21 protein-coding genes, 2 tRNA genes and 1 pseudogene are annotated in these 26,553 nt (G+C 65.0%); 18 read left to right on the forward strand and 6 right to left on the reverse strand.

What is annotated here, in order from left to right; translation table 11 throughout:
• Nucleotides 1-7: 7 nt before the first annotated feature.
• On the reverse strand, nt 8-823 hold the full coding sequence (locus tag ABZ827_RS15430; RefSeq protein ID WP_357237367.1) for an SDR family oxidoreductase: 816 nt from the start codon (nt 821-823) through the stop codon (nt 8-10).
• A gap of 162 nt (nt 824-985) precedes the next feature.
• Between ABZ827_RS15430 and ABZ827_RS15435 the strand changes: the two genes are divergently transcribed.
• Nucleotides 986-1,070: transfer RNA gene (locus ABZ827_RS15435), tRNA-Leu, on the forward strand.
• On the opposite strand, the gene ABZ827_RS15440 is transcribed toward ABZ827_RS15435, so the two are convergent.
• Nucleotides 1,035-2,765 carry a recombinase family protein gene (locus ABZ827_RS15440; RefSeq protein ID WP_357237369.1) on the reverse strand — a complete coding sequence of 577 codons (1,731 nt, stop codon included), beginning with the start codon at nt 2,763-2,765 and terminating at the stop codon, nt 1,035-1,037. The two genes, ABZ827_RS15435 and ABZ827_RS15440, sit on opposite strands and share 36 nt — an antisense overlap.
• Nucleotides 2,766-3,403: 638 nt before the next feature.
• On the opposite strand from ABZ827_RS15440, the gene ABZ827_RS15445 reads away from it, so the two are divergent.
• Nucleotides 3,404-3,489: transfer RNA gene (locus ABZ827_RS15445), tRNA-OTHER, on the forward strand.
• 375 nt (nt 3,490-3,864) lie between these two features.
• Here ABZ827_RS15445 and ABZ827_RS15450 read toward each other — a convergent pair.
• The gene (locus tag ABZ827_RS15450; protein WP_357237370.1) at nt 3,865-4,185 is read right to left on the reverse strand and encodes a hypothetical protein; all 321 of its coding nucleotides are present in this window, start codon (nt 4,183-4,185) and stop codon (nt 3,865-3,867) included.
• A 545-nt stretch (nt 4,186-4,730) separates the two neighbouring features.
• Here ABZ827_RS15450 and ABZ827_RS15455 point away from each other — a divergent pair.
• The 7 genes and pseudogenes from ABZ827_RS15455 (at nt 4,731) to ABZ827_RS15485 (ending at nt 11,205) form a co-directional block, all read left to right on the forward strand.
• Complete coding sequence (locus ABZ827_RS15455) at nt 4,731-5,156, forward strand: hypothetical protein (protein WP_357237372.1); 426 nt, start codon at nt 4,731-4,733, stop codon at nt 5,154-5,156.
• A gap of 10 nt (nt 5,157-5,166) precedes the next feature.
• Nucleotides 5,167-5,733 (forward strand): hypothetical protein, encoded by a 567-nt coding sequence (locus ABZ827_RS15460; protein ID WP_357237374.1) that lies wholly within the window; start codon nt 5,167-5,169, stop codon nt 5,731-5,733.
• Nucleotides 5,734-5,759: 26 nt separating this feature from the next.
• Entirely contained in the window at nt 5,760-6,338 is a 579-nt protein-coding gene (locus ABZ827_RS15465) for a hypothetical protein (protein WP_357237441.1), read from the forward strand.
• Nucleotides 6,281-6,521 (forward strand): annotated as a pseudogene (locus ABZ827_RS15470) (IS3 family transposase); the annotation flags it as partial. The gene ABZ827_RS15465 and the pseudogene ABZ827_RS15470, both read left to right, overlap by 58 nt.
• A gap of 82 nt (nt 6,522-6,603) precedes the next feature.
• Nucleotides 6,604-6,933 (forward strand): trypco2 family protein, encoded by a 330-nt coding sequence (locus ABZ827_RS15475; protein ID WP_357237376.1) that lies wholly within the window; start codon nt 6,604-6,606, stop codon nt 6,931-6,933.
• A gap of 53 nt (nt 6,934-6,986) precedes the next feature.
• Nucleotides 6,987-10,274, forward strand: a complete 3,288-nt coding sequence (locus tag ABZ827_RS15480) for a tetratricopeptide repeat protein (protein ID WP_357237378.1) — start codon at nt 6,987-6,989, stop codon at nt 10,272-10,274.
• Nucleotides 10,275-10,458: 184 nt separating this feature from the next.
• Nucleotides 10,459-11,205: a phage Gp37/Gp68 family protein gene (locus ABZ827_RS15485; RefSeq protein ID WP_357237380.1), complete on the forward strand. Its 747-nt coding sequence runs from the start codon at nt 10,459-10,461 to the stop codon at nt 11,203-11,205.
• Here the strand turns inward: ABZ827_RS15485 and tcmP are convergent.
• A complete protein-coding gene (tcmP, locus tag ABZ827_RS15490) occupies nt 11,192-12,349 on the reverse strand; it encodes a three-Cys-motif partner protein TcmP (RefSeq protein WP_357237382.1) in 1,158 nt (385 codons plus the stop codon). The genes ABZ827_RS15485 and tcmP overlap by 14 nt on opposite strands.
• A gap of 244 nt (nt 12,350-12,593) precedes the next feature.
• On the opposite strand from tcmP, the gene ABZ827_RS15495 reads away from it, so the two are divergent.
• Complete coding sequence (locus ABZ827_RS15495; protein WP_357237384.1) at nt 12,594-13,352, forward strand: hypothetical protein; 759 nt, start codon at nt 12,594-12,596, stop codon at nt 13,350-13,352.
• Nucleotides 13,353-13,643: 291 nt separating this feature from the next.
• Here the strand turns inward: ABZ827_RS15495 and ABZ827_RS15500 are convergent, their stop codons facing one another.
• Entirely contained in the window at nt 13,644-14,249 is a 606-nt protein-coding gene (locus tag ABZ827_RS15500) for an N-acetyltransferase (protein ID WP_357237386.1), read from the reverse strand.
• 35 nt (nt 14,250-14,284) lie between these two features.
• Here ABZ827_RS15500 and ABZ827_RS15505 point away from each other — a divergent pair, with 35 nt between their 5' ends.
• The 3 genes from ABZ827_RS15505 (at nt 14,285) to ABZ827_RS15515 (ending at nt 17,140) form a co-directional block, all read left to right on the forward strand.
• Nucleotides 14,285-15,445 carry a hypothetical protein gene (locus ABZ827_RS15505; RefSeq protein ID WP_357237388.1) on the forward strand — a complete coding sequence of 387 codons (1,161 nt, stop codon included), beginning with the start codon at nt 14,285-14,287 and terminating at the stop codon, nt 15,443-15,445.
• Between the two features lie 92 nt (nt 15,446-15,537).
• Nucleotides 15,538-16,626: a GAF domain-containing protein gene (locus ABZ827_RS15510; protein ID WP_357237390.1), complete on the forward strand. Its 1,089-nt coding sequence runs from the start codon at nt 15,538-15,540 to the stop codon at nt 16,624-16,626.
• Nucleotides 16,627-16,774: 148 nt separating this feature from the next.
• Entirely contained in the window at nt 16,775-17,140 is a 366-nt protein-coding gene (locus ABZ827_RS15515; protein ID WP_357237391.1) for a hypothetical protein, read from the forward strand.
• Nucleotides 17,141-17,239: 99 nt separating this feature from the next.
• Here the strand turns inward: ABZ827_RS15515 and ABZ827_RS15520 are convergent, their stop codons facing one another.
• Nucleotides 17,240-17,878, reverse strand: a complete 639-nt coding sequence (locus ABZ827_RS15520) for a hypothetical protein (protein WP_357237393.1) — start codon at nt 17,876-17,878, stop codon at nt 17,240-17,242.
• 653 nt (nt 17,879-18,531) lie between these two features.
• Here ABZ827_RS15520 and ABZ827_RS15525 point away from each other — a divergent pair.
• The 5 genes from ABZ827_RS15525 to ABZ827_RS15545 all read left to right on the forward strand — a co-directional run bounded on the left by ABZ827_RS15525 (nt 18,532) and on the right by ABZ827_RS15545 (nt 25,919).
• Nucleotides 18,532-19,449 carry a hypothetical protein gene (locus tag ABZ827_RS15525; RefSeq protein ID WP_357237395.1) on the forward strand — a complete coding sequence of 306 codons (918 nt, stop codon included), beginning with the start codon at nt 18,532-18,534 and terminating at the stop codon, nt 19,447-19,449.
• Nucleotides 19,450-19,469: 20 nt separating this feature from the next.
• Nucleotides 19,470-20,192: a hypothetical protein gene (locus ABZ827_RS15530; RefSeq protein WP_357237397.1), complete on the forward strand. Its 723-nt coding sequence runs from the start codon at nt 19,470-19,472 to the stop codon at nt 20,190-20,192.
• 178 nt (nt 20,193-20,370) lie between these two features.
• Nucleotides 20,371-22,032: a hypothetical protein gene (locus ABZ827_RS15535; protein ID WP_357237399.1), complete on the forward strand. Its 1,662-nt coding sequence runs from the start codon at nt 20,371-20,373 to the stop codon at nt 22,030-22,032.
• A gap of 977 nt (nt 22,033-23,009) precedes the next feature.
• Complete coding sequence (locus ABZ827_RS15540; protein WP_357237401.1) at nt 23,010-24,176, forward strand: AAA family ATPase; 1,167 nt, start codon at nt 23,010-23,012, stop codon at nt 24,174-24,176.
• A 42-nt stretch (nt 24,177-24,218) separates the two neighbouring features.
• Entirely contained in the window at nt 24,219-25,919 is a 1,701-nt protein-coding gene (locus ABZ827_RS15545) for a VWA domain-containing protein (protein ID WP_357237403.1), read from the forward strand.
• Nucleotides 25,920-26,553: the final 634 nt, after the last annotated feature.

The raw sequence follows: 26,553 nt of genomic DNA on the forward strand, positions 1-26,553 counted from the left end.
CCGGCGCTCATGCGGACGCGGCCGCCCGCACACCGGCCACCGCGCCACCGTCGACCAGCAGGTCGACACCGGTGACGAAGCTCGTGGCCGGATCCAGCAGAAATGCCGCCGCATGCGCGATATCGTCCGGCGTCCCCAGCCGCCCGGTCGCCGAGCCCGCCACCATGGCCCGGATCCCGGCCCCCGATTCACCGTCCAGTTCCTGCCGCCCCATCGGCGTCGAGATAACACCGGGACTGATCGAGTTGACCCGTGCCCCGCGCCGCCCCCAATACACCGCCGCCGCCTGGACTCGCGCCACATTGCCCCGCTTCGCCACCGCATAGGCGGCGCCCGGATGGACACTCCGGTCGATGAACGGCAGCCCCAGCAGCTCCGCGGCGGGAGTGGTCGCCAACGCGGCCACCTGATCATCCGGCGGCGGCGCCAGATGGCCCGCCATACTCGCGATCACCACACCGGCACCGCCCTCGGCCACGACCTCCCCGAAGGCATCCAGCACCAGCGCGGTCCCCAGCAGATCCACCTCGAACACTGTGCTCGCCGACGCCTGGGCTGGTGACACCCCCGCGGTATGCGCGATATGGGTCACCCGCCCCAACCCGGCGGCAGCTCCGGCCAGCGCCGCCACAGACCCCGCATCGGAAACATCTACCCGCTGCCCGGTCACGTCATGACCCTCACCCGTGAGCACCCCGACCACCGACTCGAGGCTGTCCTTGTCGAAATCGGCGAGCAGCAGCCGCCGCCCACCCCCGATCCGCCGGGCGACAGCCCGCCCCATACCCCCGACCCCGATCACGACGGCGACATCCTTACCCACCGGGCGCTCCTCACTGTCCACTTCTCCGCGCCACCAACCTACCCACGCCCCGGCCTCCCGATACCGGAACCCGACGCGATCACTTCGCTGCCGTGGTTTCCCCAGGTGGGACCCGCGATTTTGCCCCGGTCGCCCGATCCGATACTCTTGCTGAGCACACCGGTCCGGGTGGCGGAATGGCAGACGCGCTAGCTTGAGGTGCTAGTGCCCTTTATCGGGCGTGGGGGTTCAAGTCCCCCTCCGGACACGTACCATAACCCCACGGTTTTTCTGTGGGGTTATTTTTATGCCCGCTTCTCGTACGCGGCCCGTGGTTGCGGGGGTGGGTGTTGATGTTGACTTCGGCCTGCACGTTGCGTGTGTCGGGCTGGTAGGTGAGTTTCAAGCCGAGTCGCTGGTAGACGGCGGATTTGTCGGTGGCGTCGGCTTCGTCCAGTGCGGTGTGGATGTCACCCAGTGTTCCGAGGAATGCCCTGATCTCCTCTTCTGCCATTCGCTCGGTGTGGCTGGGTGTGGCGGGGACCCTGGTGAGTGCTTCTGCCTTTTGCGCCTGGATCTGGGTGGTCCAGGTGGCGATCATTTTCGGGTCGGCACCGGCTTCGAGGGCCGCTCGGTAGCGGGCCAGTTTGGCGTCGCATTCGGCGATGACCCGTGTGGCTTCGGTGGTGGAGGGGTTGGGGGTGATGTCGGATTGGGATTTGTAGAGGGCGCGGACGGTGGTGTCGAGCCTGCCGGGTGTGAACAGAGTCGTGAGCCAGTGGTCCACGATCGGTAGGACGTCGTGTTCGGCCAGGTAGACGTTGCGCGGGTGGTCGACTTTGTTGGCGAGCGCGTATTCGTTGGGGAATCGGCACCGGTAGTAGGGGGCGTCATGGTTCCACTGGCCTTGCATGCGGCGGTTGCAGACGCCGCAGTACATCAGGCTGCGCAGGACGTAGGTGCGGCGGACCCGGTTCCTCTCCCGGGTCTTGCGGGTGCGGCCGCCGCTGGCGAGGGTGGTGCGGGCGCGTTCGAAGGTGTCGGTGTCGATCAGAGGTTCGTGCACGACCGAAGCCGACCAGACCCAGCTGCCGGAGTCGTTCCACCGCATCTTGGTCGCATGCCCGAGCGCGACGTCGTCGACGTCGAGCAGCACCTCGTCTTTGCGCTGTTTGTTCCATACCTGGCGGCCGGTGTAACGGGGATTCGACAGGATTGTTCGCACGGCGCCTTTTGACCAGGCGATGCCGCTGCGATGCTGGTTGCGGGGGCGGTCGTGCGCCGACGGGGATTTGATCCCGTCCTGTGTCAGTGTTTCGGCGATGGCGAACAGCCCGCGGCCGTCGAGGTACTCGGTGAAGATGCGTTGCACGATGGGTGCGGTGTCCGGGTGGGGTTCGAGTGTGTGGAGTCGTTTACCGTCCGCGGCTTTGGCGGGGTTCGGGTGGGGTCCGGCGTCGGCGATTCGGTATCCGTAGGGTGGCCGTCCGCCGAGAAAGCGGCCTTCGACTTTGGCTTGTGCGGCCATCGCGGAGCGGACGCGGATCTTGATGCGGTTGCGTTCACCTTTGGACATGCCGCCGAAGACCGACATGACCAGGTCGTGCGCTTCGGATTCCGGGTCGATCTGCCCGCCGACTTCGGGGACCCAGAGCTGGACGCCGTAGTGGACGAAGACCGGGAAGGTCAGCCCGTACTGGTTGCCGTAGAACGCGCGTTGCGGTTCTCCGATCACGACCGCGTCGAATCCTCGATCGGGGTCCTTCAGTGCGTTCAGAAGGGTGTTCGCCTCTGGGCGGCGCTTCCACGGGATCGATCGGGACTGTCCGATATCGAAATGTTCGGCGACGATGTCCCCGTGGGCCTCGATCAGCGTGTGGGCGCGGGCCTTTTGCCAGTTGCGAGATGCTTCCGGGTCTTGCTGGTCTTCGGTGGATACCCGCCCGTAGAACGCGAATCGCATTGCTAGGCAGCCTTTCTGTCTTCGTCTGTGTCGTTATCGTCCGCGGCTCGTGCGTGGTGAACGTTTCGCAGCAGCTGTAGGAGCGCTCTGGCGGCGGGTGGGGTAATGATCGGTGGATCGTCGGGCAGTTCGACACTGACGGGGTCGTTGCTACGGGCCGATTCAGTGCGTTTGCTCTTCATGAAGTGCTCCAACTTCCCAGTGAAGTGACATCCCGCAGGGCTACGTCGAATGCGCCGACCGAATCGTGTGGCGGCGTCGTCGAGAGTGAAGACCATGCGGACGCGACAGCACGGGCGGTTTCGCTGCTGACCCGTTACGCCGGTCAATCAACGCTCTGGACGTATCGAGATGTCAAGCATCCGAAATGTGGTCGGCCGCCAAGTTGTGCCGGCTGCGGTAGATCGCCGGGCGGCGGTACGGGCGGTGGCACCGGCTATGGGCGTCGGTTCGGCGAATCACCTCCTCCCGGGTCAGAGGACGACCGATATCTATTACTCCGCGATTCATCCGGAAGTTTGGACACACGGCCACCGGTCCTGGAACTCGTGATCTCGACCGGGCGGTTCTACGAGTCGAGCACCTCGCAATCGGATCAACAGGCTTCTCTGAGATTCCCAGCCATACCCGGTTGCTCCGGTCGCCCGTCATCGAAGTCCGCCGCAGTATCCCGAACGTCCGCCTCACACGCGGAAGGTCGCTGGTTCGATCCCAGCTGGGACCACTGAAATGCCCCCTTATCCTCGCAGGTCAGGGGGCATTTTTGTATTTCATCGAGGATGGACGGCTGTGCGGTTTATGTCCGATTTTTACCCGTATTGACCGCTGCGTACCGGTGTTAGGGGCACGCGGGGGGCACGAAACTAGCCGGAATCGGGGGCCGGCCCAGTGGTCCTGGCCGGGTGGTTTCAGGGAGCCGAAGTATCGTTCGCACTAGGATTGCGTCTTCCGTTACTGGTGTCCCGTGCGCTCACTAGAGCGCCAGCTCTGTGGCGCCTCAGGTGATCGGTGCCCTGCGACTTCGCCCCGCATCGGTGGGAAGCAGGTGGCACCCTCACTGCCCGCAAACAGTGGTGGAAGTCCCTGATCGGGCAGACTGTTACCGCCCGCGACGATGTGAAGCACAGCCGTCGGCCGTCGCCACGTGGTCGACGATCGAGTCTCTTCGGCTTCGTCGGCGGGTCACCGGTTCTCCTGGTGCGGGCTGCTGCTGGGCCGCGGTCTTGTGCCGTCTTCGGCGGTCGGCCGTGGGTCGTCGGCCGAATGCGGCGGCGAATGCTTCGAACATATTGGGTACATCCTGCGGACGGGCACGCCGCAATGCTGTCGTGGTCACGATGATGACCACGACGGCGAGGACGAGCACAGGCAACTGAACCCAGAACACCGCCCACCCACCGGCGATAGCGCTAACCGACATGAGATTCCTTCCGAAACGACAGAGGGCACGATGAGACGAAAACAGCCCCAACAGGATGGTTCGGGGCGTGGGGCGCAGGTGTGCCCCAAGCAGGGCGGGATAAGTCCGGGCGCCGACCGTGTCAAAAGCGGTGTATCCCCGCGGGTAGATAACTATTTCCCTGTCGTGACCACGCGACGCAGAGCGGGGCGATCTCGTAACAGAGTGGATCAGTAAAGGACCGTTTGGTCCTCCTGAGAGCTGTCACTCCTATTTTCGACGGCAACGACGATCTCTCGCTGGCGACGTGACCCGCGCCAAGAACCGCATCCGCAGCCTGCTCATCGGCAAACAACCTACCCCTCGAACGAGTCATCGGACCAGGGTGGGGCACGCGTAGAGGTGCCCCCGAGTGCTTACCTGCTTGAGGTAGCCGGTGTTGGAGACATCATGGTCTTCGTCCAGTGATGGCGGAACTGGCCGACAAAAGCTCTTCCGTGCGGTTAAGCTGTTGTTGCACTGGTTATTTCGGATGGTTTGTCCGGTTCGGGGTGGGAGTTCTGAGAATGGGATCTGAGTCGTGGTTCGGCAAACTGCAGGGAGCGAGAGGCGCACACGCCGAGAGGATGCAGCGGGCCGCCGGGGTGAGCAGTGTTCAGCTGATCTGTCACGAAGACACCTGGGGCGCCATCGATGGGTTCTGGCTCATCGACCTACCGCTTCCCGACGAGCATCGGGCCCGGGTCCCGAAAGACCGCATCAAAAAACGTGGAAACGGCACCGTTGAGGTCACGCTTTCCGGGGCGAGCCTGGTAACCCTGCTCAAAGTCACCCATAGGCCGCGGTTCGGCTCGTACGAGCGGGCGATCGCCCGCCGAACGTATCAACAGCTCGCGAAGGTCATCGACGCTGTCGATCCCGACGCCAAACCCGGCCAGCCCATTCCGCCGATAGTGTTGGACGACCAACTCGGCGATCCGGCCGCGACCTGAGCACCCAGCCATGACCGCCGCGATCCTCGCCGCTGCTACGGGCATACTCGGCATCGCCATCGGTCGACTGTGGGACTCCCGGTCCGAAGCCGCTCGATGGCGTAGAGACCAGATGACGGCCAGCTACCAATCTTTCGCCGACCAGTTCGAATCGATGTATGAAGCGATCCGGGCCATCGCCCTGACCGATCTGACCGCCGAAGAACTTCCCACCGTGATCCAGGATGCTCGCACAAACAACTTCATTCCGTGGGACAGTGCGCTCGCTGCGGTGTGGCTGCATGGGTCGAAGGAGGTGGTTACCGCAGCCACACTGGTAGACCGCGCAATTCTTGATATCTTCCACGCGGCGCCGGAACGGCAGTTCACCATCGACGACTGGAACCAGGTTCGCGGTCCAGCCCGAGAAGCCTTCGAACGCTTCATTCGCGCCGCCCGCACCGAACTTCACCTGCCTGCAGTGGAAGTGACTCTCTTCCCGGAATCGCCCCCGCGCCTTGAGTTCGAAGCATCCGGGTGGGGTTTGCCCTGGCGCGGAGATAGCCGCAGACAGAACACCCCGTTGCCGCCGACGTGAGTATCCCGACTATCCCAGTCTTTGCCATGTCCAACATGGCCGGCAGCTGGGAGATCGTGAACGCCCTCGGCGCCGCTATCGGAGCTGTCGGAACTGTCAGTGCCGTCGCGGTGGCACTGGGTATCGCGATCCGAGACGGTCGCGCGATCCGCGCGGAACGCAACGACCAGTTGGCCGCACAGGCGCGCAGCGTCGTCTCCAGCGTCCCGACACCGGAAGTGGTCACGATCAGCAACCACAGCAAGGAACCAATCCTCGCCGCCCAAATCACTACGTTGACGGCAATTCTGCAACGCCCAGACGGGGCGACAGACCAGTATGGGGGCGGAGCCGATCCCGACCTCAACGGTGTCATTGCTCCTGGCAATACCTGGGAGACTTCCATCTGGCTTGTCAGTATCGACGGAAACAATCTGATGCGGCCCACACCCACCGACAGTTGGCACGTGTCTGTTACTTTCAGGGTTCTCGACTCCGACGGCTGGTGGTGGCAGCGAGTCGACAACAATGCACCCCCCGAATCCTCCACTGAGGTTCCCAGATGGCCGGTTCTATGGGCTGTGTCGGTGCCGCTGGCGACAATGCGGCGCTGGAGACCATCTTGAGCCTCCTGCAACGCAACGTGCTGGACCCGCAACGGTGGGACACCCACGAAGAACTCCGGATCGCAGATCGTGACCTGCATCGAACGGACCTAGCTCCGTCGACGCCGGCGACCTCGGCTCGGCCGGTTGACCTCGATCGGACACGAGACCATCATGACCCCAGCGGGCTCTCAAGCTGCATAATCACCCCACCTGCCGGACCCCTGGCGAATTGCCTGCTGCCACCGTCTGTAGCGATGTAGACCACAAGAGCGATGGGCCAATCATGGAAATTGAGTTGTCGGATGCGGTTGCTGCCCTGCGCAACGAATTACTTCGAGCTGCCGCGCAGGGCGCGGGATCGGGCATCGGGTTCCTCGTCGGGCCGATCGAGATGTCGTTCGAGGTCGAGCTCCGGGCCGATGCGAAAGTCAAGGGCGGGTTCAAAGCGTGGGTGGTGACCGGTGATGCAGAAGCCGGGGGATCGCGTGCCCGCAAGCACCGAGTGTCACTAACACTGACACCGCAACTGGGTAGCGGAACCGACCTCATTGTTGGCGCGGAGACCAGCGCCGAGCCCGGACCCGGTGACGTCTCAGGCTATCTCGGCCGCTGACAGAATAACCGCCCGGCGCCGGCCGCTCGACCGACAGAGAGGATGATCATCGCGTGGAGCGCGAGCAGGTTTTCGGCGTCGAAGGAACCGGGCGAGGAACGGGATATCTGCTCGCACCTCGGCTGGTCCTGACCTCGGCCCACCTCGTCGATGCCGTCGGAGACAGAGCGACCCTGTACCGGCCAGGCCGTCACGGCACCTTCACCGGGATCGTGGCATGGCGCGGCACGCCCGGCGGACGCGACGACGCCGCCCTGATCCACCTCGATGACGTCGCCTGGACACCACCCGAGCTCACTGTGACGGTGTGGGGTCGCACCGTCACCAGCATGACCGGCATCGTGTGTCGTTCCTGGGGATTGCCGGCGTTCGTGCAACGCGAGCAGCGACCCCCAGAGCTCGAACAACCTAGCGGCACCATCAACCCCGGTGACCGTGACGTTGCCGACCGGTATGTCTTCCACCTCGACACCGCGCCACCGACCTCCATCGACGGGGCCCTGTCCCCTTGGGCAGGAATGTCGGGGGCGGCAGTGTTTTCTGGGCAGTTGCTGATCGGGGTGATCGCCGTTGACGCCGCCTACCGTCAGCATGCCGGCCTTGAAGTCGTACCGGCCTATGCTCTATTGCGCGACAGCGATTTCCGGGCCACTGTTGAACAGATTGCTGGCAGCGAGTACCTACGCTGCGAGGCGGTCGAGCTACAAGACCTCATGGACCGTCAATCACCGTTGCACATTTCGCGGTCCGTACGTACCCCGGCGTCGCTGCTGACCGCCCGTCGCGCGGTTGTCGCCTTCCGCGGCCGAGCTGAACTGCTCGAACAGCTCGGCACTTGGGCACAAGAGCCTGGCCTGGGGATGTGGCTCCTACACGGTCGAGGCGGGCAGGGCAAAACCCGGGTGGCACATCACTTCGGCGAACTGTGCACCGCACAGGGATGGACGGTGCTCTGGCTCAACCCGAACGTCACCGCCAATGAGCTGACGACACTCTCAGCAGTCCGCCAGCGGTTGCTGGTCATCATTGACTATGCCGAGATCCGCTCAGGCCAGGTGAGTGAGCTGCTCACTTGCCTGGCTCCCGTATCAGCGCGAGGTCAGGTGAAGGTCATGCTGCTTGCTCGCACCGCCGGAGCATGGTGGTCGCAACTGGCCATCCAGGCCACCGACACTGTGGCTGAGATCATCGACCACACCATCGTGCACTCACTGTCGCCCCTCGACGAGACCGCTGAACAACGGCAACAGACCTATCGCGCCGCGGTACGTCAGTTCCGAAAGGCGCTGCCTTCACTGCAGAGGCGCTATCACCTCGATCCACCACTTGAGGTCCCGCTACCGGACCCATCGGTCACACTCGATGGGGGCCTCTCGGTGCTCGGTGTGCTGATGCAGGCGCTGGTCGATCTCCTCGATGCCACGACCGCCGCGCATGTCACCGGCCCCACCGGTCGAAGCCTCGAGGAGCGGGTCCTCGATCACGAGCGCCGCTATTGGACCATGTCGGCCCAGGCACGAGGACTGATACCCCAATTCCCCGACGACACGCTCGCCGACATCGTCGCCGCTACCGTCGTGCTCGCCCCGACCGACTCACTTCACGTCGCCTCCGCCATCACACGAGTACCCGACCTCGGTGACCAACCCCAACTGACGATCTCGAAGGTTCGGGACTGGCTGATGAGCCTCTACCCCGGCGAAGGTCTCGTAACCTTCGGCGGTCTAGCACCCGATCGGCTCGCCGAACACCTCGTCGGACGCCTGCTTATCGACACCGAACGTCCCTGTGTCATCGATTCTGTAGCCCCCGAAGTAGATGCCGACGAAGCCGAACACCTGCTCACCGTCTGCGTGCGTGCCGCCGCGCACCCTGCACTGGCACCCACAGCCGGAGAGCACCTCACCCAGCTGTGCGTGGGCACCGCCGCGACCCTCATGCCCGCCGCGTTGCGCGTAGCACCCACCGTTGAACACCCGGCACCGTTGGTGCGCGCGCTCGAGCTTCTCGCCACCGACTCCGACACCAGCCTCGCGCTACTGATTCAACTGAGTACTCTCCTGCCCAGAGAAACCCAGGTCCTTGCGCGTCCAGCTGCCGTCCTGTGCAGGGCCGTCCGCGACCGGCTGCGCGCTGCCGAGGACACCACCGTCGAAGGCCAGCGCACCCTCGCCGAAGCTGCCCGCGACCTGGCCACCCGGCTCATCAGCATCGGAGAACTCCTTGATGCATCGGATGCCGCGTCCGAGGCCGTCGACATCCTTCGCCGCCTCTGCGCACAACACCCAGACAGCGTTTCGCTTGTACTGGTCGACTCCCTCGTCGTGCAAGCCTCGGTACTTAATGACCTCAGACACCGTGAACAAGCTCTCAGCGCAGTGATGGAGGCTGAAGCGATCCTTCGGCAGATCCACGATACCGACGTCGATGCCCACCGGGCCCGACTCGCCTCCTGCCGCTACAACCGGGCCCGTGCAGAATACGAGCTCGGGAATCTGCCCGCAGCGTTACACGCGGCGACCGACGCGGAACAAATGTTTCGCACGATGGCTGAGCAGCAACACCCAGCTGCCTCACCCGCCTCTCTGGCAAACTGCCTGACGATCCGTTCGGCCATGCTCAGCGCCGCAGGCCACACCGAGGACGCTGTCGCTGTCGGCGCCGAGGCGGTCGCACGTTACCGCGTCCTCGCCGAACACGACCCCGACTCCTCCCGGGCCAATCTCGCGTCGTGTCTGAACAACTTCGCGTTCTGCTTGGCTAAGACGGAATTATTCGAGGATGCAGTGGCCGCGAGCGCAGAAGCAGTTGAGATTCAACGCAGCATTGCCGCCGAGAACCCCGCCGCACTGCCTCATTTGGCTTCGAGCCTCAACAACCTCGCCCGCCACCTGGACGCTGCTGGCCGGCCCGAAGAAGCACATGCCGCTGCACACGAGGTCGTGGCTACGTATCGTCGACTCGTACAACAACATCCCCAGGTCCATCTGCCCGTTCTCGCCGGGGCCCTGTACGAACTGTCGATGCGGCACGCCACCGCCGAACAGCCACGACAAGCCCTGACCACCGGTATCGAATCAGCCCAGATCGGCCTCCAAGTGACCACCGAAGACCCCGGACAGTATCTGTCTTTTCTGCCGATGCTCCTGGACAATCTGAATAGTCAACTCCACGAACTGGGCCACGAATCCGATCTGTACGCCTCGGCGGACTTGGAGCTAACCGCTATAAAACAGCGCCTGTCCGACGACACAGACGCTGCTCTCACCGATCTCGAGATCTTTCTGCACGACCTGCCATCACACGACACCGACCGCCGACCCGAGTGCAGGACTACCTGATGACTCGAGATCCGAATGCTGCACTACCCGCGGCAATCGGCGGCGAAGTCTGGCGGTCACTCCCGGGACCTTGAGGGCATCCAGGGCCTCCGCGAGGCGAAGGCCGTAATGACCTGAGCCGGAGCCCTGGTGCCTGGTGGCGACCGCTCTATCCTGTCCGCGCCGCTTGGCATACCTTGATGCGATGGCGGATGGCACGGGGATCGAATGGACAGAGGCGACGTGGAACCCGACGACCGGGTGTGACCGCATCAGCCCTGGGTGCGATAACTGCTACGCCCTAACACTGGCCAAACGCCTCAAAGCGATGGGCAACCCGAAGTACCAAGTCGACGGCGACCCACGCACCAGCGGGCCGGGCTTCGCGATCACAGAGCATCCATCCGCACTTGATATCCCGCGCCGGTGGTCTGCTCCGCGGATCATCTTCGTGAACAGCATGTCCGACTTGTTCCACGCCCGAGTTTCGTCCCCGTTCATTCGCGACGTATTCCAGGTGATGGAGGAAACCCCGCGCCACACATACCAGCTGCTGACCAAGCGGCCGAAGCGAGCGGCCCGCATGGCGGACGAGCTGCCATGGCCGGGAAATGTGTGGCTCGGGGTCAGTGTGGAGACCTCCGAGCAGTTGTGGCGTCTCGACGATCTGCGCCGTGTCCCGGCCGCCATCAGGTTCGTGTCGGCCGAACCGCTCCTGGGCTCTCTTGAAGGGCTCGACTTGAGTGGGATGCATTGGCTCATCGCCGGCGGCGAGAGCGGCCCGAAGTATCGCGAGCTCGACCCGATGTGGGTTCGGGAGCTGCGTGATGCGTGTAGCGAGCAGGACGTCGCGTTCTTCTTCAAACAGTGGGGCGGCCGTACTCCGAAGCGGAACGGCCGCGAACTCGACGGACAGCTGTGGGATCAGATGCCTGCATCTATGCGGGCCTGATCGACAGGTTCCACAGGTCTTCGGCGCCCTTCGGATCAGTCGTGGTTTTTCCGGCGAGCAGCACTTTCTTGATTGCCGCGCGGAAGTGAAGGGTGCGGGCCACGCCGCCCAGGCCGCCGAGCACGCTGGGGCGCTCGATGAGCCGGAACGGCTCGCCCTTCGCCAGTTCCTCGGTGATCCCGTTGGCGATGGTTTCGATCCATTGCGCCTTCAGGACGTTTTCCTGCTTCTTCCACTCGTCCTTCCACTCCGCTGCCGAGCCGAAGAGCGTGTCCTGCGCGGAGACCTCGGCGAGGTACTCCCGCCACCTCTGCAGCCCGAGCGAGGCGGATTCACCGAAGGTGACCATGCCGTCCATGTGCCGCGTCGCGAAAACGAGGTAGTAGACCGGCTTCAGGTCAGCACGGGGTCGCACGTCGATAATCCAGCTACCTGCAACGCCGGCGCACTTGCACAGTTCGCGGGCGTAGCCCTCCACCACCGCCTGCTCGGCCGCCATCTTGTCGTCCTCCGAGGCATCCTTGGTCGGGCATTTCTCCAGCCACGTTTCGCGCCACCAGTCCCCGCCGCACACCCCGTCCATACGCTGCAACGACCCCTCCATCGGCGTGGCGCTGTAGAGCATTCCGGCGAAACGGCGCACGTGCGCGGTCAGATTGATTAGGACTTCGGTCGCGGGTGAACCGTAGCCGCCGGGGCGCTGGAAGATGCTGGCGACCTCATCAAGCGGGATGACGAGTCCGCACGGGTCCAGATACGTGAAAAGTGGGATGCCTTCTGCGGATTGCAACAGCTCAGGGAGGTGCGTTGAGATGTCATCGTCGTAGATCGTGTAATCGACGTCCGCGCCCTCGGCAGTGGCCACCGCCTTGAGCCGGTCCACGGTCTCTGGGTCCGATTCCACGAAGTGGCACTCGATCCGGCGGGGAAAGTGGGCCATCTCTCGCGCCTTGCGCAGCAGCATCGCGCCGGACCCTTCCTCGCCGTCCTCGTAACGGCCTGGGCCGGCGTAGCCGTCGATGAACACCACACGGTTACCCGTGGACCACCGGCCGGTCTTGCTCGCGAAGGGAGTGGCATACTGGTCGAGGATCGCGTGCTTTAGCACCGCTGCTGACTTCTTGGTCTTGTGGAAGTTGTTCACGTCCTGCCCCCGGATATAGCGATCCGCTGTTGACTCTCAGGCTAACTTCTTCAAGTCTCCGCCACAGCGAGATACCGCAGGCCGGATGTTCATGATCAGATGGAACAGCTATCGGAAGCCTGTTGGTCAGTTCGAGTCCCGGGGAGCCAAGAGCGCCATAGGTACCGCGCAGCCGTCGCAACGAAACGCAACGGTCTCGTTGAAACGGGTCCTGCGGGTTCGGACCTGTGTGCAGGATGTGGGCATGGATCTGAGCAGCAGGATCGACTGGCAGTTCTTCACCGTAGACATCGAGTTGAGCGGATCGATCGTCGCTGACGCCGAACCGGATCCAGGGATCCTCATGTGTTCGGGCTCGGCCTGGTACCACGTGAGCGCCGAGGACTATGACGAAGAGGACTACCCGGAACCCGAGCAAGCCCCCCAGTGGGACGCTGCAGTTGCGAAGGGATATGCGTTCTCCTTGCGAAACCAGGATGACGACTTTGCGCAATGGCAAGTACTGACCATGTGCGGGGTGATCGTTGATCCTTACTTGGCATCGGGGTCGATCCCAGACGAACTGGACGGGATGTCTGCCGACTACGGCTCTCTTGCACGACTATTCAGTGGCAACGAGCTACATCCCGACCTACTCGACATGATCGAGGGTGCGGGCACCCGAGCTATTCTGATTGACCGTGCGAACCTGGCGGTGGCGTGGCGGGGCTTTGGAGGTGTCGGTCGACTGCTGATCAGCCGGATTTTGCGAATGGTCAGCACATTCGATACCGCTGTGGTGGCTACGATCCCTTTTCCGATCGATCTCTACAAGGAGTGCGAGAGTCCAGGCGACATCGACCAGCATCCACACTTCGACGAAGAACTCCGACGCGTACGAAGGACATGGGAATCTATCGGATTCCGCCAATACAAGGGCGAGATCTGGGTGATGGATCCCGCAAAGGTCCACCACGACGACGCTGTCCGACAGATCGAAGCTCGCCTCCCTGGGCGCCTGTGAACCGGTCCGGGCGTGAATATACAGCTCTTCAATCTAAGCGTGACGCAAACGATATCGGTGATTCGGGCGTTATCGGGGCTGCCCGCTCGGATGGCCTCATCACGGTTACTGAGGTCGTTCACGTGCTCACCACTGGGAGCGGTCTTTGGTGCGTCTTCGGCACCGACGCAGGGATCCTGCGGCTTCTCATCATCGGGGACTGTGCGCGCCGCGAGGCTGCGACCGAACTCGTGTCCAGGCATGTACCGCCCGTCGTAGCGAGACTAACGGCACCATCGTCGGAAGCTTGGGCTACATGTTGAACGTCATGGCCCACATGGTGGGTCTCTCGCCCGTTGGCAGTGCGAAGGATTCAGTGACAGTGAAGCCGAATCGGTTGTAATAGGAGACGTTGTCCGTGTGGGTACAGACGAGGTAGGCGCGGGTGGGGGTCTCGACTGTCAGGCGTTCGGTAATCAGTCGGGCTGCGTAGCCTTGCCCGCGGGACTTTCGGGTGGTGCCGATATTGACGAGGTACCAGTGCTTGGGCTTATGGGGGTGGCGCTGGTCGAGTGTGCGGCGGATAGTGATCGCCGCCGTGGCGCGGGTCCGTAGGGCGGGTAGTAGATCGGGGAGAGCGCGGATGGTGGTCGTGAGGTTGGTCTCCCACTGTCCGGGCGGATCCCAGACGGCTACCGCAGCGATCGTGTCGTCGATGCCGGTGGCAACGCGGACTCCGCCCCGGGGAATGTGAAAGTGTCGCAGGGATGCGGTGAAGTATCGGGGCAGCGCGTTGCGACGCTGTCGTTGGTCGGGCCAGATGGCTGTCATGAGTGGGTCGTCAGCAAATGCTTCGGCGAGGACGGCGGCGGCTTCGGGGACGTCGCTGCTGGTGGCGACACGGGTAGTGATCGGCACGGCGGGTCCTTCCGGTGGTTGGCACACTGGGGGGTATGAACTTGGGGCGGTGCCCGTTCACGGCGGGGATTCATGCGGTCGATGCTCTTCATGAGGATCTCCGGGTGCGTGAGCCGGGGGTGCATCAGGCGGAGCTACCGGACGGTTCGCCGGTGTGGGTGGTGACCGGGTGGCAGGCAGTGACCAGTTTATTGGCGGATCCGCGGATGTCGGCGTCGAAGTCGGACTCGACCACGGGCTTCCGGGGGCAGAACCTTCCGGCGGCGTTGGATCAGAATTTGCTCAATATCGATGGCGACCAGCATCGGCGGGTGCGGAGGCTGGCGGCGGAAGCCTTCGCGCCCGCCCATCACGCCTGGCATGAGCAAGTGGTGGTGGCTGCGGTCACGGAGCTGGTCGATGCGTTGCCGGCGACGGGGGAGATCGATGCGATGGGTGGGTTGTGCGAGCCTCTGCCTCCGCAGGTGATCGGCACATTGCTGGGCCTGCCCAACGAACAGCTGGGCGAGTTCCGGTCTGCGGCGCGGCCGATGTTTCTGATCGACACGTCCAGTGAGGGCGAGGCGATACAGAGTGCGATGGCGACGATGCTGACTTTGGTGGCAGGGGTGATCGAGGACAAGCGGCAGGAGCCGGGTGATGACCTGATCTCGGGTTGGCTCAGGGCTCGGGATGGGCAGGATCGGCTCAGTGAAGAGGAGTTGATCAGTCTTGCGTTCGCGGTGATCATCGGCGGGTTCGAGAACGTCACCTCGTTGACCTCGGCGGTTCTAGACGAATTAGTCCGCAACCACGATGAGCGTGCCCGACGGCTGCTGGGTGCGCCGCGGGAGTTCGCTGCTCTGGTGCGGGAGGTGATGGGGTTGGTGGCGCCGGTGAATTATGCGTTGCGGCGGTTTCCGGTGGTCGATATCGAGGTAAATGGGGTGCATATTCCGCGAGGTCACACGGTGTTCTTGTCGTTGCGGTCGGCGCATCTGGATCCAGCTCGTCGTGAGGGCCGGGATCTGGTGTTCGGGCATGGGCGGCATTTCTGTATCGGTGCGGCGCTGGCCGAGATGCAGGCAGCGCAGGTTGCGCGTGCTGTGCTGGAGAAGTATCCGAGGCTGGAGCCGGTCAAGCCGCGCCAGGAGTACCGGTTGCGGCCGTCCTGGCTGACCTACGCATTCGCGGAACTTCCGCTGCGAGCGGGGTGATCTGCGAGAGGCTGGACACCATTCCAGCAGGGTGTTTTATGATCGTTTAAAGGCTCGACCACGGGATAGCTGCTACCTCGGGGACTGACGCGATGCCGAAACTTGGATGGACGCTGGTCGAAACCCTGGAACCGGACCGGCTCGGTGTGGTCGCGCGTGACCACCATGCCCGGGACCGGACCTCGTTCGAGCGGGTCGTGCAGGACCATATCGGAGCCGGGAAAGCCCCGGCACGGGAAGCGGCCGACTGGCTCCAAGGGCTGATCGCCGATATGCGGCACCGCAGGGAGACCCTTGTCGCGAAGCGTGTCCTGCGCGACGGGCGTGTCATCGACGTCCGGGCTGTGCCGGTCCTCGCTCCTGACGACACCCTGCACGGCGTGCATCTGTGGCTCGGGTCCGACGATGCGACGCCCGCGCATCCGCCGGTGCCGGCGTTCGCGTTCACCTGGGATTCGCATGAACGGCTCGCGGAGATACCTGCCTCGCTGTCGGTCGGCAATCCGAGGTCGCGCCTGACGGCTCCGGAGATCTTTCGGTTCATCGATCCGGTGGACGGGCTCTCGCTGATCCGGGCGCTGTTATCGTCGCAGTCCGGTGACAGCTGGAGTGGCGCGGTAACCGTCACGGTTGGTGAGCAGGCTCGGCCGGGACATCTGGTCATGGTCGCCAGCGCATCACCCCGTGCGCCGCAGGTGTGGCGGGGGCTGCTGTTCCAGACCTCGGCGACGCCGGCCGGGATGAGCCTGGAGGCTGCCGCGCTGGCCGCGATACCTCGTGTCTCGCAGGTGCATATGGTGCTGGTCGATATTGCCAAGATGCGGCTGATCCGCTGGATCACCGACCCCATACCCGAAGTGCAGTGGAAAGGGCAGGTCGACCAGCGCGACACGCCGCATCCCGACGATGTGAAACGGGTGTTTACCGCCGCAGCCGATGTCTTCACCGGCAAGTCCGATTCGGCGGCCGTGCAGGGTGTTCGATTGCGGCGCCAGGGCGGCGGCTGGGTAATGGTCGACGGGACCGGCGCGATCGTCACGACACCGATGGGTGGCCCGGCGCTGGCGGTGCTTCAAATGCGTGTGGTGGGTTACTCCGATGAACCCGACCCGGTCGCGCCTTCAGATAACGGTCATCCAGGGCTCGATGATCCTGAATACCCGGACCCGTTGCCGTCCTGAGCATCGGTCGAGCGCCTTTCGGCGGCAAAAGCCTATTGCTAGAATGGCGGCATTCCGATTCCCGGTACCAGTCTCTGACGGACGCCGGATGACCGCTCGAGGTCGTATGCCCGAGCGTGTTCTCATCCAGGCGATAGGGGAGGTACCGATGAAAGACACGCCACCCGCCATCCGTGAAGGCTCCGGGGCGTGCGTGCCCGTCAGCACGAAAGTGAACCAGTTGTTCGCCGCGTTTCACCTGCGTGGCTGCGACGAGGAGGCCGACGCCGATGTTGCAGCCGCCGTGGGGCGTACGCTCGGCCGGCCGGTCCTCGATCGCGAGATCACGGAACTGCGCACAGGTCGGCCCGAACAGAGCCCTGCCCCAGATCTCCTTGCTGCACTGTCTGAACACTTCTGCGTGCGCGACACTCACCTGACCGGCGGGGAGGATGTCGATAATCGGCCTGTCGGTCAGACACTGCGGCTGATGGTTTCGATTCGGGATCTCGGTCCTGCCGCATATCGCCTCTGAAGACCACTGGGCAGCGCTCGCGCACTTGGTGATGGGGAAAGCGGGTGCTGATCATAAGTTGCGCTTCCGGCGACCGAAATCGGGTGCTGGTTTGGGTGTTCAGTCGTTCGCTGTCCGGTCTCTTGTCTGATATCGCTGCTCGAATGCTCGCTGCGTGGCGTTATCGAGGTCGTCGGCGCGGCCGACGAGCCACCGGCGGTAGAGCTTTTCGGTGGCGTCCGGATCGTTGGGAGACACCGGTGCAGCCAGGGCTTCGCCGAAGGCGATCTCGATGAGGGGATGGACCTGGGTGCCGCGGTTGGCTTCCAGGATGCTGGTGACGAATGGGCCGAGGATGCCGCTGATCGCCTCGTCGAGTTGTGTGATTGCTTTCGGTAGCTCGGAGATCGGTGCGGTGTGCAGGGACCGTTGCGCATCCAGTAGCGGGAGCAGCTGTTCGAGACTCATGTCGATGCTTGGCGCCCCGGGCTCCAAGGATTGGGCGCCGGTGTCGGCGGGCACTGGGGGGCGGCGCTGGTAGTAGGCGGCGCGGGCGGAGCCGGGGACCCAACCGAGCCCGGTGTCGAACTTCTGGAAAGTACTGGGTCGCACGTTGGCCGATAGCTCACCGCGCTCGGCGCGCGCCTGGGCTGGGACCGCGGGGCCACCGCGGTCGTGGACCTCGGCCATCGTGAGGTTGCCCAGCTGCTGACGCCGCTCGCGCACCACCTGGGCGAAGAACTCGTCGTGCGCTCCCATGCGCAGAACAGTACCCGGAAAGTTCACAAAAATCGTCATTACCGCCTATATCCGACACATTAGTAGATTTCTTAAAGTTTTCTTCTTGAAAAGTTGCCTACATCTACTTAGCGTGAGTGTTGTATCTCACGACTGGGTGGGAGTAGGGGCCGCCTCGGTCGTATCCGAAGCCGGAAGCGAGGGAGAGTGCCATGACGAGTTCTGTGAACAAGCGTTCGACCGCGAGGACGGTCGGTGCCGCGGTAGCGGCGGCGTCCCGGGCTGCGGCCGGGGGCCGGTGCGCGGCCGCGGGTATCTGGGTTGTCTGGATGCGGGAAACGCGCGTGGTGAGTTGTGAGTCGGTTCCCCGGCTCGACAATGCGGTGCCGGTGAACCGGCCTAACTGGGTGGATACCGCCGTGGTGGTTGCGGTCGCCCCGCCTCGCTTGTCCGAACCGGTGATCGGGCGAGCCCGAGTGATCGTCGACTACCTCGACGGGCAGGGACTCAATGTTCGCACCGCGCACGCGCGGGCGCTGCACCAGGGAGCATTGTGGACCTCGCTGCGCGGGCCGGCAGAGGCCGGCGTTGTACGACCTACGTCCTCAGCGCCAATGTCCATGCGGCGGCACCGATGGCTGCCAGGGCTCGGAGCCTGCGCTCATCCTCGGCTGGTGACCGCCGCGCTCGCGCCATTGGCCGCAGTCGTTCTCGCAGCACCGGCCGCGCAGGCTGCCCCACTCGGCCAGCCCGGGGTGATTTCCGAGCCGCAACCCGGACAAGCCGGCGTCACCGGTCGCACGGCGCCGCAAGCACCGGACTCACCCGAGCCTGTTGTTCCCGGGAACATCGAACAGGAAGAGGGGGCGGTCATTCCGGCACCAGCCCAGAATCCGGCACCCATCTCGCCTGCGCCGCAGCTGGTTCCTGAATCTGAACCCCAGGCCGTACCCGAGCAGGGAGCCGCACCAGAGCCCGAGGTAATTGCCGAGAGCCAAGTGATCCCCGAAGCCGAGATAGCCGAATCGGACATGCTGCCGGAACCACAAGCACCGGCGGTAGCGCCGCAGCCCGACATGGTGAGTGAGCCGCAGAGTGGCTTCACACCGCAACCAGCCCCGGTGGACTCGGGCGCTCCCGCGCTGATCGAGACTGCCCCGCAACCGGTGATTGCTGACAATGAGCCTGGAGTCAGCGAGGAGACAGTGCCGCTGCCGGTTGACGGGACGACCGCGAGTGAGGATCGGCTGTATTTCGGTGGAGTGAGCGTGCCGCAGCCGGAATGGATGACACCGCAAGCTGCGCAGTGGGAACGCGACTGGAACGCGGCCGTGGTCACGGAAGCTGCGGAGGCTCTGGCGCAGACGGGGAGCACCGATCCAGCCGTGGAGGCAGTGCTGGGAGTCGATACCGAGCCGATGTCGCTACCCGAAGCGGTAGCCCCTGTAGTGGAGGCGATCCCTGAACCGATGGTGGATGACGTCGAGTCGATGGTCGATCAACCGGCCGCCGAGTTGGCCGCAGTCGTCGAGCCTCCTCTCGCGCAGGTGGTCAACGAGGTCCTGCCGCAATGGCCCCCGGCCTTCGGCTGACCGATGGGAGTGCATCGACGATGGCGAACGACCCGAACGAAGAACCGGACGAGGACCGCCAGATCGTGCTCGACGAGCCGGCCCCCGCGGGGCTGGCACAGTGGCTGGCCTCGGCCGGTGCGCCGGGCTCGGTGGGTGACGGTGGGTGGTTGAGACCGCCACGGCCCTGTACATCCCGAACGGTCCGAGCGCTCTTGGGTGGTGTTGTGATGGCGGCATTGACCGCAATCACGATGGTGGTGGCCACGGTCCTCGCCGGGGCCGATCAGGCGGACTCCGTAGTTGATCCGCCTATCAGCATCACCCAGGCGCCCCCTCCCTGGCCGGGGGACGGCCGCGACCGATCACCCATTCTCACCGGGACCACCACCGCTGCCTGCGGTTCCGGCACGCTCGAAACCGCGATCGTGTTGGCCGGTACGCGCCCCTTGCGTGCGGCGACCGGAGCGCAGGCCATCGCGGTGTTCGAAGCTGCCTACTATCACGCCCGCGATGGTGTGATGGCCCGCGACGTCGTCGCGACCGAAGCCGCGGTCTCTGATGCCGCCACCATCCAAGCAGGCATCGACTCGGCGCCACCGGTCACGGCCTACTGCACCCGCATCGAACCGTTGACCCCTGGCCTGTACGCGGTCGAGATCACCGAAACCCGACCCGCCAATGCGCCGACGGTGTGGCGGCAACGAATCTCCACCACCCACCACGACGGGCACTCGGTGATCACCGCGATCGCAGCCGAATAGCTGGGCCCAACCATCCACCTTCCGTACCGAACCATCGCTCGATGATGGTTCCCGATTCTCTCCAATAAAGGAGGCGGTGACCGTGCTGATCGCACTCACCGGACTTACTTCGCAGACCGGGGTGACCACCACCGCGGTCGCCCTCACCGCCGTATGGCCCGGACCGCAACCCGCGGTCGTGGTGGAGGCCGATCCCACCGGCGGCAGCCTCGCCCAACTCGCCTGCGGCGACGCACAGCGCGGCCTGGTCAGCCTCGCCAAGGCCGCTGCCTCACCTAGCGCCAGGGTTGCTGGGCAGGTGTGGGAGCACACTCAGGTACTGGGTTCCGGGGTGCGCTTCCTCGCCGCGCCTACCGACCCCGGCGCTGTGGGGGCGGTGCTGTCGGCTCCGGTTACCGCAGCGCCCCGCCCTGCCGGGCTCGGAGCGAACGATCCGGTGGTGATCGCCGACTGCGGCGTCAGCGATCAGGCTTCGCCTGCGGCGCCGATCGTCGCCGGCGCCAACGCTACCCTCTTTGTCGTCCGTGGCGGTCTTACCGACCCCGTTCGCGCCGGTTGCCGGATCCGCGAGGTTGCTGCCGCTTGCCGGCGTTGCGCGGTCCTCCTGATCGGCTCGGATGACGGCCGCGAATTCGCCGAACATCTCGGGGTCCCGGTTCTCGGCCGCCTGCCGGTGGACCGGCGTGGCGCCGCAGCGTTGCTGACAGGTGGTCCACACGCCGCGCGAGAGACCAGCAGTCTTATGGCTGCCGCTCGCGGCGTCGTTGCCGCCATCCACGCACAACTTCAGCCGTCTCCGTCTCGAGCATGCAATCCGAGGCGCGCGTTCACACCCTGCCTTCGCCTTCCGTCCCTGCGGCGCCACCCAGGCCTCGACGTCTGCAACACGCGACGTGCTCTGCACGTGTACCGGATGCCTGCACCGTCGAGAGACGGCGATGCAGCATCGATGTCGAGGCCGAGATCAAGTGGCGCTCTCGGCCTCGAGGTTGCTGCCACCGACGAATCTACAACCGCGGCGGCCGGCGATGCGTCAGAGGGCGCGCCGGTCGCCGCCGCGGCAAACGAACCGGCTTGCAATGCACCTGTGTTGACAGTCGAGGTGTTCGGGCCGCTGCGGGTGCGCTGGCGCACCGACACGGACGATGTCGATATCACCGCACGTCTGCAACCACGTGGCCGGGAACTATTGGCTCTGCTGGCCCTGCACCCGGAAGGCATAACCCGTGAGACGCTGATCGCGGACCTGTGGGGCGAACGCTGCCCACGCAGACCGGTCAACGCTCTCAACACTGCGATCAGCAGACTCGTCGCCGTCATCAGCACAGCCACCGACGGTGCGGCCGGGAAGATTGTGACCACAGACCATTTCCGTTACCGGCTCGACCCGAGGATCACCACCGACTACCAGAGCTTCGCTCGAGCCGTACGCCGCCGCCGTCACGCCAACTGCGATACGGAACGTAGCGGTGCCTGCCGCGAGATCGTCGAGACCGCTGGCCGCGGAGTGCTTGCTGCGGACCTGAGCGCAGCCTGGGCCACAACGATCCGGGAAGCGGCCCGCCGCGACACCATCACCGCGGTCGGATCACTGGCTGCCACTGTGGTTGAGCACGACCCCCGCCGAACGCTCGATCTCCTCGAGACTGCCCTCGACCACGACCCATTCAACGAATTGTTGTGGCGCGATATTTTGCGTCTGCATGCACGCCTCGGCGAGCACAGCGCCATCGACCGAAGCATGAGCCTGCTTGCCCACAAGCTTGCCGGCATCGGAGAAAAACCCACGCAGGAAACGCAGGAACTCGCCGAAAGGCTCCGGCAGAAAGCTCCGAACTGACTTTATATTCGAGTGCATCCACATTCCAGAATGTATCCCAGAGATCCCCCGAGGGGATAGCTCAACTCGACCTTCTGGCGATGTGCCACTGTGTGGAGTGAAGAACCTAAACGAGAAGAATGTAATGGGCGGAAAAGGCTTTCCGCTGGGATTGGCGCATGAAGGACAGGTGTAGCAAATGCCGATCCAGTCGGTTGCTTGCTGTAGTTTGGGTCGGGCCTGGCCATTGCTCGATATGCAGCATAAGATGTTTCACGGCTTAAATTTCAATTATTAATCATCTAGTCAGTGGTTCGATTACCATACTTTCCGGTGCTGGTTTATTTGTTTGAGTGGATTTCATTGAATAATGGGTTCGGTGCGCGTGTATGTGCGCTGCGTCTCGTCGTGTCGGGGTGGTCGTTGCGATCGCGTGAGGGGATTTCTGCGGGATCGCTAGGTGTTTCATTAGGTGGCGCGTTGGGTGGTTCGCTGGGGGGGTCGGTCAAAACGGCATACCCACGCGCGACAAACTACCAGGTAGATGCCTATATTTTCCGCAGTGGCGCCCCCGGGATTACCCGCAGGGAACGATGAAAACACATGAGGGGCGGGCGCGCCTGCGGCAATCCGGCCGTATGGCCCGACATCTCGCCACGTGCGGTGGCCCGTCGTTCGGTAGCAGCATTCACCTCATCTGACGAATTGCATTCTAATAAGCCTGGATCTGCCGGCTCTGGTCGATTTTAATAACTAGGCTTAGGGTCGGCCGGGGTCATTTCATTCGCCTCTTGTTGTGCAATTGTTGCCGTGGTCTGCGGAAATTCGGTGAAAAACGGCAGAATCGTATTGAATTCCCGCGACGAGTCGAGATAACGTCGACCCGCACCCGGGGAAATCGAAACCCCAAACAATCCGAAATGACCACCCTGCCATCGCTGTGTCAGGATCCGCTGTAGGCGGCGTAACCCGCAATGTGCAGCGCGAAGGAGAAAACGATGACAACCACCACCGGACCCGCCAACCGGCTCGGTAACGGCGAATTGCGCCGCATGGTCGCCAAAGTCCTCGCCGACAATCCCACCGCCGAATATACGCCTCGGGAGGTCGCGAAACTCACCGGCCATTCTTCCGGGGCAATCGGTAATGCCATGAAAACCATGGCCGCCGCCGGACAGGCCGACCGGACCAGCACCAAACCACTGCGCTATCAGGCCAACACCAACACAGCGCAGGCAGCGGCCGGGGCGCCCACTCCCGCCCCGAGACCGGCCACCACCCCGGCGTCGCCTGCCGGAAAACCGGCCGCCAGCCGGGCGCGTAAAGCCCCGGCCGCGCCGACCGGCATACCAGCGGCACCGGCGCGGTCGGGGTCGGTGGTGACCCGGCCGAACGGGCAGCTGTATCACGTGCGGCAGTTGGCCGGGCGCTCGGATGTGGATGTGCTGCGCACCATGCGTCATTACGAGGTCCCGGTCCTGCTGTACGGCCCGCCCGGCACCGGCAAAACCTCGTTGATCGAGGCCGCCTACGGCGACCTGCTGACCGTGCAGGGCGACGGGGACACCACGGTCGCCGATTTCGTGGGCGAGTACACCCAGAACCCAGACGGCACCTTTGTTTTCGTGCACGGCCCGCTGGTCCGGGCCATGCGCGAGGGCTGGGTGCTGTTCATCGACGATGCGACCCTCATCCCGCCGACGGTGCTCTCGGCGGTGTACCCGGCGATGGACGGCCGCCGCGAGATCGTGATCAAAGCCCACGGCGGCGAGGTCGTGACCGCCGAGCCCGGGTTCTTCGTGGTGGCCGGACACAACCCCGGGGTCCACGGGGCGATCCTGTCCGATGCCCTCGCGTCGCGGTTCGCGTTCCAGGTGCAGGTCGGCAGCGACTACGACCTCGCCGGACAGCTCGGGGTCGACAAACGGGCGGTGAAAGTGGCGCGCAACCTGGCCGCCCGCCAGGGCAAGGGCGAGGTCGGGTGGGCACCGCAACTGCGCGAGCTGCTGGCGTTCCAGAAAATCGCCACTGCCACCGACACGAACACCGCCGCCGCGAACCTGATCGGCGCCGCCCCCGAGGACGACCGCCCCTTCGTTGCCGGTGTGGTCCGCGCGGTGTTCGGCACCCCGCTGGAACCCCTGGCCCTCGGCGCACGCCTCTGACCCACCACCCGCGACCCGCCCCATACGGAAGGACCGCCTGCGATGACCGGTCACCTGATCACTGACCCCACCACCAAACCTGCCCCGGCCCCGACCTCGGACGGTTGGGATGCCCTGTCCGCCGCGCTGACCGAGGAAGCTCCATCGATCGCCGACCGCGACGACCTCGTCGTCACCATCGCCCCCGGCGCCGCGCACGGGCACCCGGCGGTGTTCATGCCGCACCGGGCCGCGATCGAACTCGACGGCACCGGCCTCGGTATCGACCCGGCCACCGCGCGACCGGACCGCACCAGCGACCGTGCCCGGTACGCCGCCACCTGGGGTGCGTTCGTACACGAATGCGCCCACGCCCAACACTCCCGCTGGGAACCCCCGGCGCTGGCGAACCCCGCCGTAGTCGAGGTCGCCATGCTGTTGGAGGAATCCCGGATCGAGGCCGCCCAAATTCGGCGCCGCCCCGATGACCGGCACTGGCTCCGCGCGTCGGCGACCGAGATCGTGCTCGGCGACAACGGCGGTCCGGCTGCCGCCACGGCGATCCCACCGACCCCGTATTCCGCCGCCCACAATGCCGCCCTGATCCTCGGGAGGGTCGACGGCGGCATCCTCGAACCGGCCGAAACCGCGCCGGTTGCGCAGGTGATCGAGTCCATCCTCGGCACCGGCACCCTCGACCAACTGCGCGCCATCTGGCAACAGGCCCACACCGTCGCCGACGATGACACGGCGACGATGATGGAACTCGGGCAGCGGTGGCTCGACCTTGTCGGGCCGGACCCGCTCGCCGACCCCGTCCCGAACTCGGTGCTGTCGGCCGCCATCGGTGCCACCGTCGCCAACGTGGCGAATGCGGTGGCCGCGCAGCCGGTTCCGGTCGATCCGGCCGAGGCCGCCGCCACCGCCCAGCAGGAGGCCCAACGCGCCGCACGCCACGCGGCGGCCCAAGCGCAGGCCGTATTCGGTGACGGCAGCGGGTCGGGCCACACGGCCAGTACCCGCAACAGCCGCGCCCCGCAGGCCGACGAACACTCAGCCGCCCGCGTACTGGCACGGGCGCTTAACACGGCCGCCCGCCGGGAACGCGCCACCGTGAAAACCACCTCGGCGCTGCCACCGGGGCGCCTGCGGATGCGGGGCGCGCTGGCCCGGGAAGCCCAGCGCGCCGCCGGGGCCATTCCCACGGCCGAACCGTTCACGCGCACGACCCGCAAATCGGTGCCGGTGCCACCGCTGCGGGTCGGGATCGCCTGCGACGTGTCCGGATCCATGGATGCCTTCGCCGACTCGGTGGCCTCGGCCGCGTGGATCATCGCCCGCGCCGCTGAACTCGGCACCATGCCCGCCGCCACCGCCACGTGCACCTTCGGTGCCTCGGTTAAACCGATCACCTACCCCGGTACCGCACCCGCGCGGGTTACCCAGTTCTCCTGCCCCGACTACATGCACGCCATAGACGCAGCGATCGAGGCCCTCGACGGTGCCCTCGAGTTGTCCCGGCCGGAAAACACGCGGCTGCTCGTGATCATCTCCGACGGCTACTACACCGGCGCCAACCGCGACCGCGCCCAAAAACACCTCCAGCGGCTCCGCGCCGCCGGATGCGCGGTCCTGTGGTTGGCACCCGACACCGGCCGCTCACCCAACCCCCTGGACGGGGCGACCGTGCACCTGATCAGCAACCCCGCCACCACCGCCCAGGCTATCGGCCGCGCCGCCACGGCGGCGGTCCGCAGCGCCTGACCCGCACCGCCCCCAGGGGCGCGGTAGCCCGCGCTCCCCGGGGGTGGATCCAGGCACCCGACAGACCCACTTCAGTCAATGACGGCACTATCGCTGCCTGTGCCACTGCCGCAATGAACTGTATGAGGGAGGGATACGGCGGGCACGTCACCCGCGTATGCGCCAACCGCGCCACCGGCGTACTGCGCACACAGCTGTCCGAATGACCGGCTGGCGACCGCTTCATGAATGGCGGCAAACCAACCCCATGACAAGCACACCCCGTGTGGGTGACCAGGTCAGCATCACCGGCCTGCGATCCCGCCCTCTCGACCCCGGAGCCACTGGCACCATTACCACTCAGCGCTCTCCGTCCCGGACAGGTGCTCGTCGACTGGGATAACGGATGAGCCCCTGATCCTGTTTGCCACGAACCCATTCGAAGTACTCTCGGGAGTCCACCGCCACACCCGGGTGACCGCTTTGCGGCGGTCGAGGGCGATGACTACCGGCTCCGACGTTGCCCGGACCACCCCCTGGAGACAGTGTTGGGGGGGGGGGGGGCGGGGGCGGGACCAGGGTGGCGGGGGGGGGGGAGGGGGGGTCGAGTTGGAGGGGTATTGGGGGTGGTGGGGGGGGCGGGGGGCGCGGGGCG

It is taken from the genome of Nocardia sp. NPDC019395 (assembly GCF_040632335.1).
Classification (GTDB): Bacteria; Actinomycetota; Actinomycetes; order Mycobacteriales; family Mycobacteriaceae; genus Nocardia.

Bases quoted from the DNA above. Each gene is read 5' to 3' on its own strand.
- ABZ827_RS15440 (WP_357237369.1), bottom strand. From the start codon at position 2,765: ATGCGATTCGCGTTCTACGGGCGGGTATCCACCGAAGACCAGCAAGAC.
- ABZ827_RS15450 (WP_357237370.1), bottom strand. From the start codon at position 4,185: ATGTCGGTTAGCGCTATCGCCGGTGGGTGGGCGGTGTTCTGGGTTCAG.
- ABZ827_RS15455 (WP_357237372.1), top strand. From the start codon at position 4,731: ATGGGATCTGAGTCGTGGTTCGGCAAACTGCAGGGAGCGAGAGGCGCA.
- ABZ827_RS15460 (WP_357237374.1), top strand. From the start codon at position 5,167: ATGACCGCCGCGATCCTCGCCGCTGCTACGGGCATACTCGGCATCGCC.
- ABZ827_RS15465 (WP_357237441.1), top strand. From the start codon at position 5,760: ATGTCCAACATGGCCGGCAGCTGGGAGATCGTGAACGCCCTCGGCGCC.
- ABZ827_RS15475 (WP_357237376.1), top strand. From the start codon at position 6,604: ATGGAAATTGAGTTGTCGGATGCGGTTGCTGCCCTGCGCAACGAATTA.
- ABZ827_RS15485 (WP_357237380.1), top strand. From the start codon at position 10,459: ATGGCGGATGGCACGGGGATCGAATGGACAGAGGCGACGTGGAACCCG.
- ABZ827_RS15495 (WP_357237384.1), top strand. From the start codon at position 12,594: ATGGATCTGAGCAGCAGGATCGACTGGCAGTTCTTCACCGTAGACATC.
- ABZ827_RS15505 (WP_357237388.1), top strand. From the start codon at position 14,285: ATGAACTTGGGGCGGTGCCCGTTCACGGCGGGGATTCATGCGGTCGAT.
- ABZ827_RS15510 (WP_357237390.1), top strand. From the start codon at position 15,538: ATGCCGAAACTTGGATGGACGCTGGTCGAAACCCTGGAACCGGACCGG.
- ABZ827_RS15515 (WP_357237391.1), top strand. From the start codon at position 16,775: ATGAAAGACACGCCACCCGCCATCCGTGAAGGCTCCGGGGCGTGCGTG.
- ABZ827_RS15520 (WP_357237393.1), bottom strand. From the start codon at position 17,878: ATGGGAGCGCACGACGAGTTCTTCGCCCAGGTGGTGCGCGAGCGGCGT.
- ABZ827_RS15530 (WP_357237397.1), top strand. From the start codon at position 19,470: ATGGCGAACGACCCGAACGAAGAACCGGACGAGGACCGCCAGATCGTG.
- ABZ827_RS15540 (WP_357237401.1), top strand. From the start codon at position 23,010: ATGACAACCACCACCGGACCCGCCAACCGGCTCGGTAACGGCGAATTG.
- ABZ827_RS15545 (WP_357237403.1), top strand. From the start codon at position 24,219: ATGACCGGTCACCTGATCACTGACCCCACCACCAAACCTGCCCCGGCC.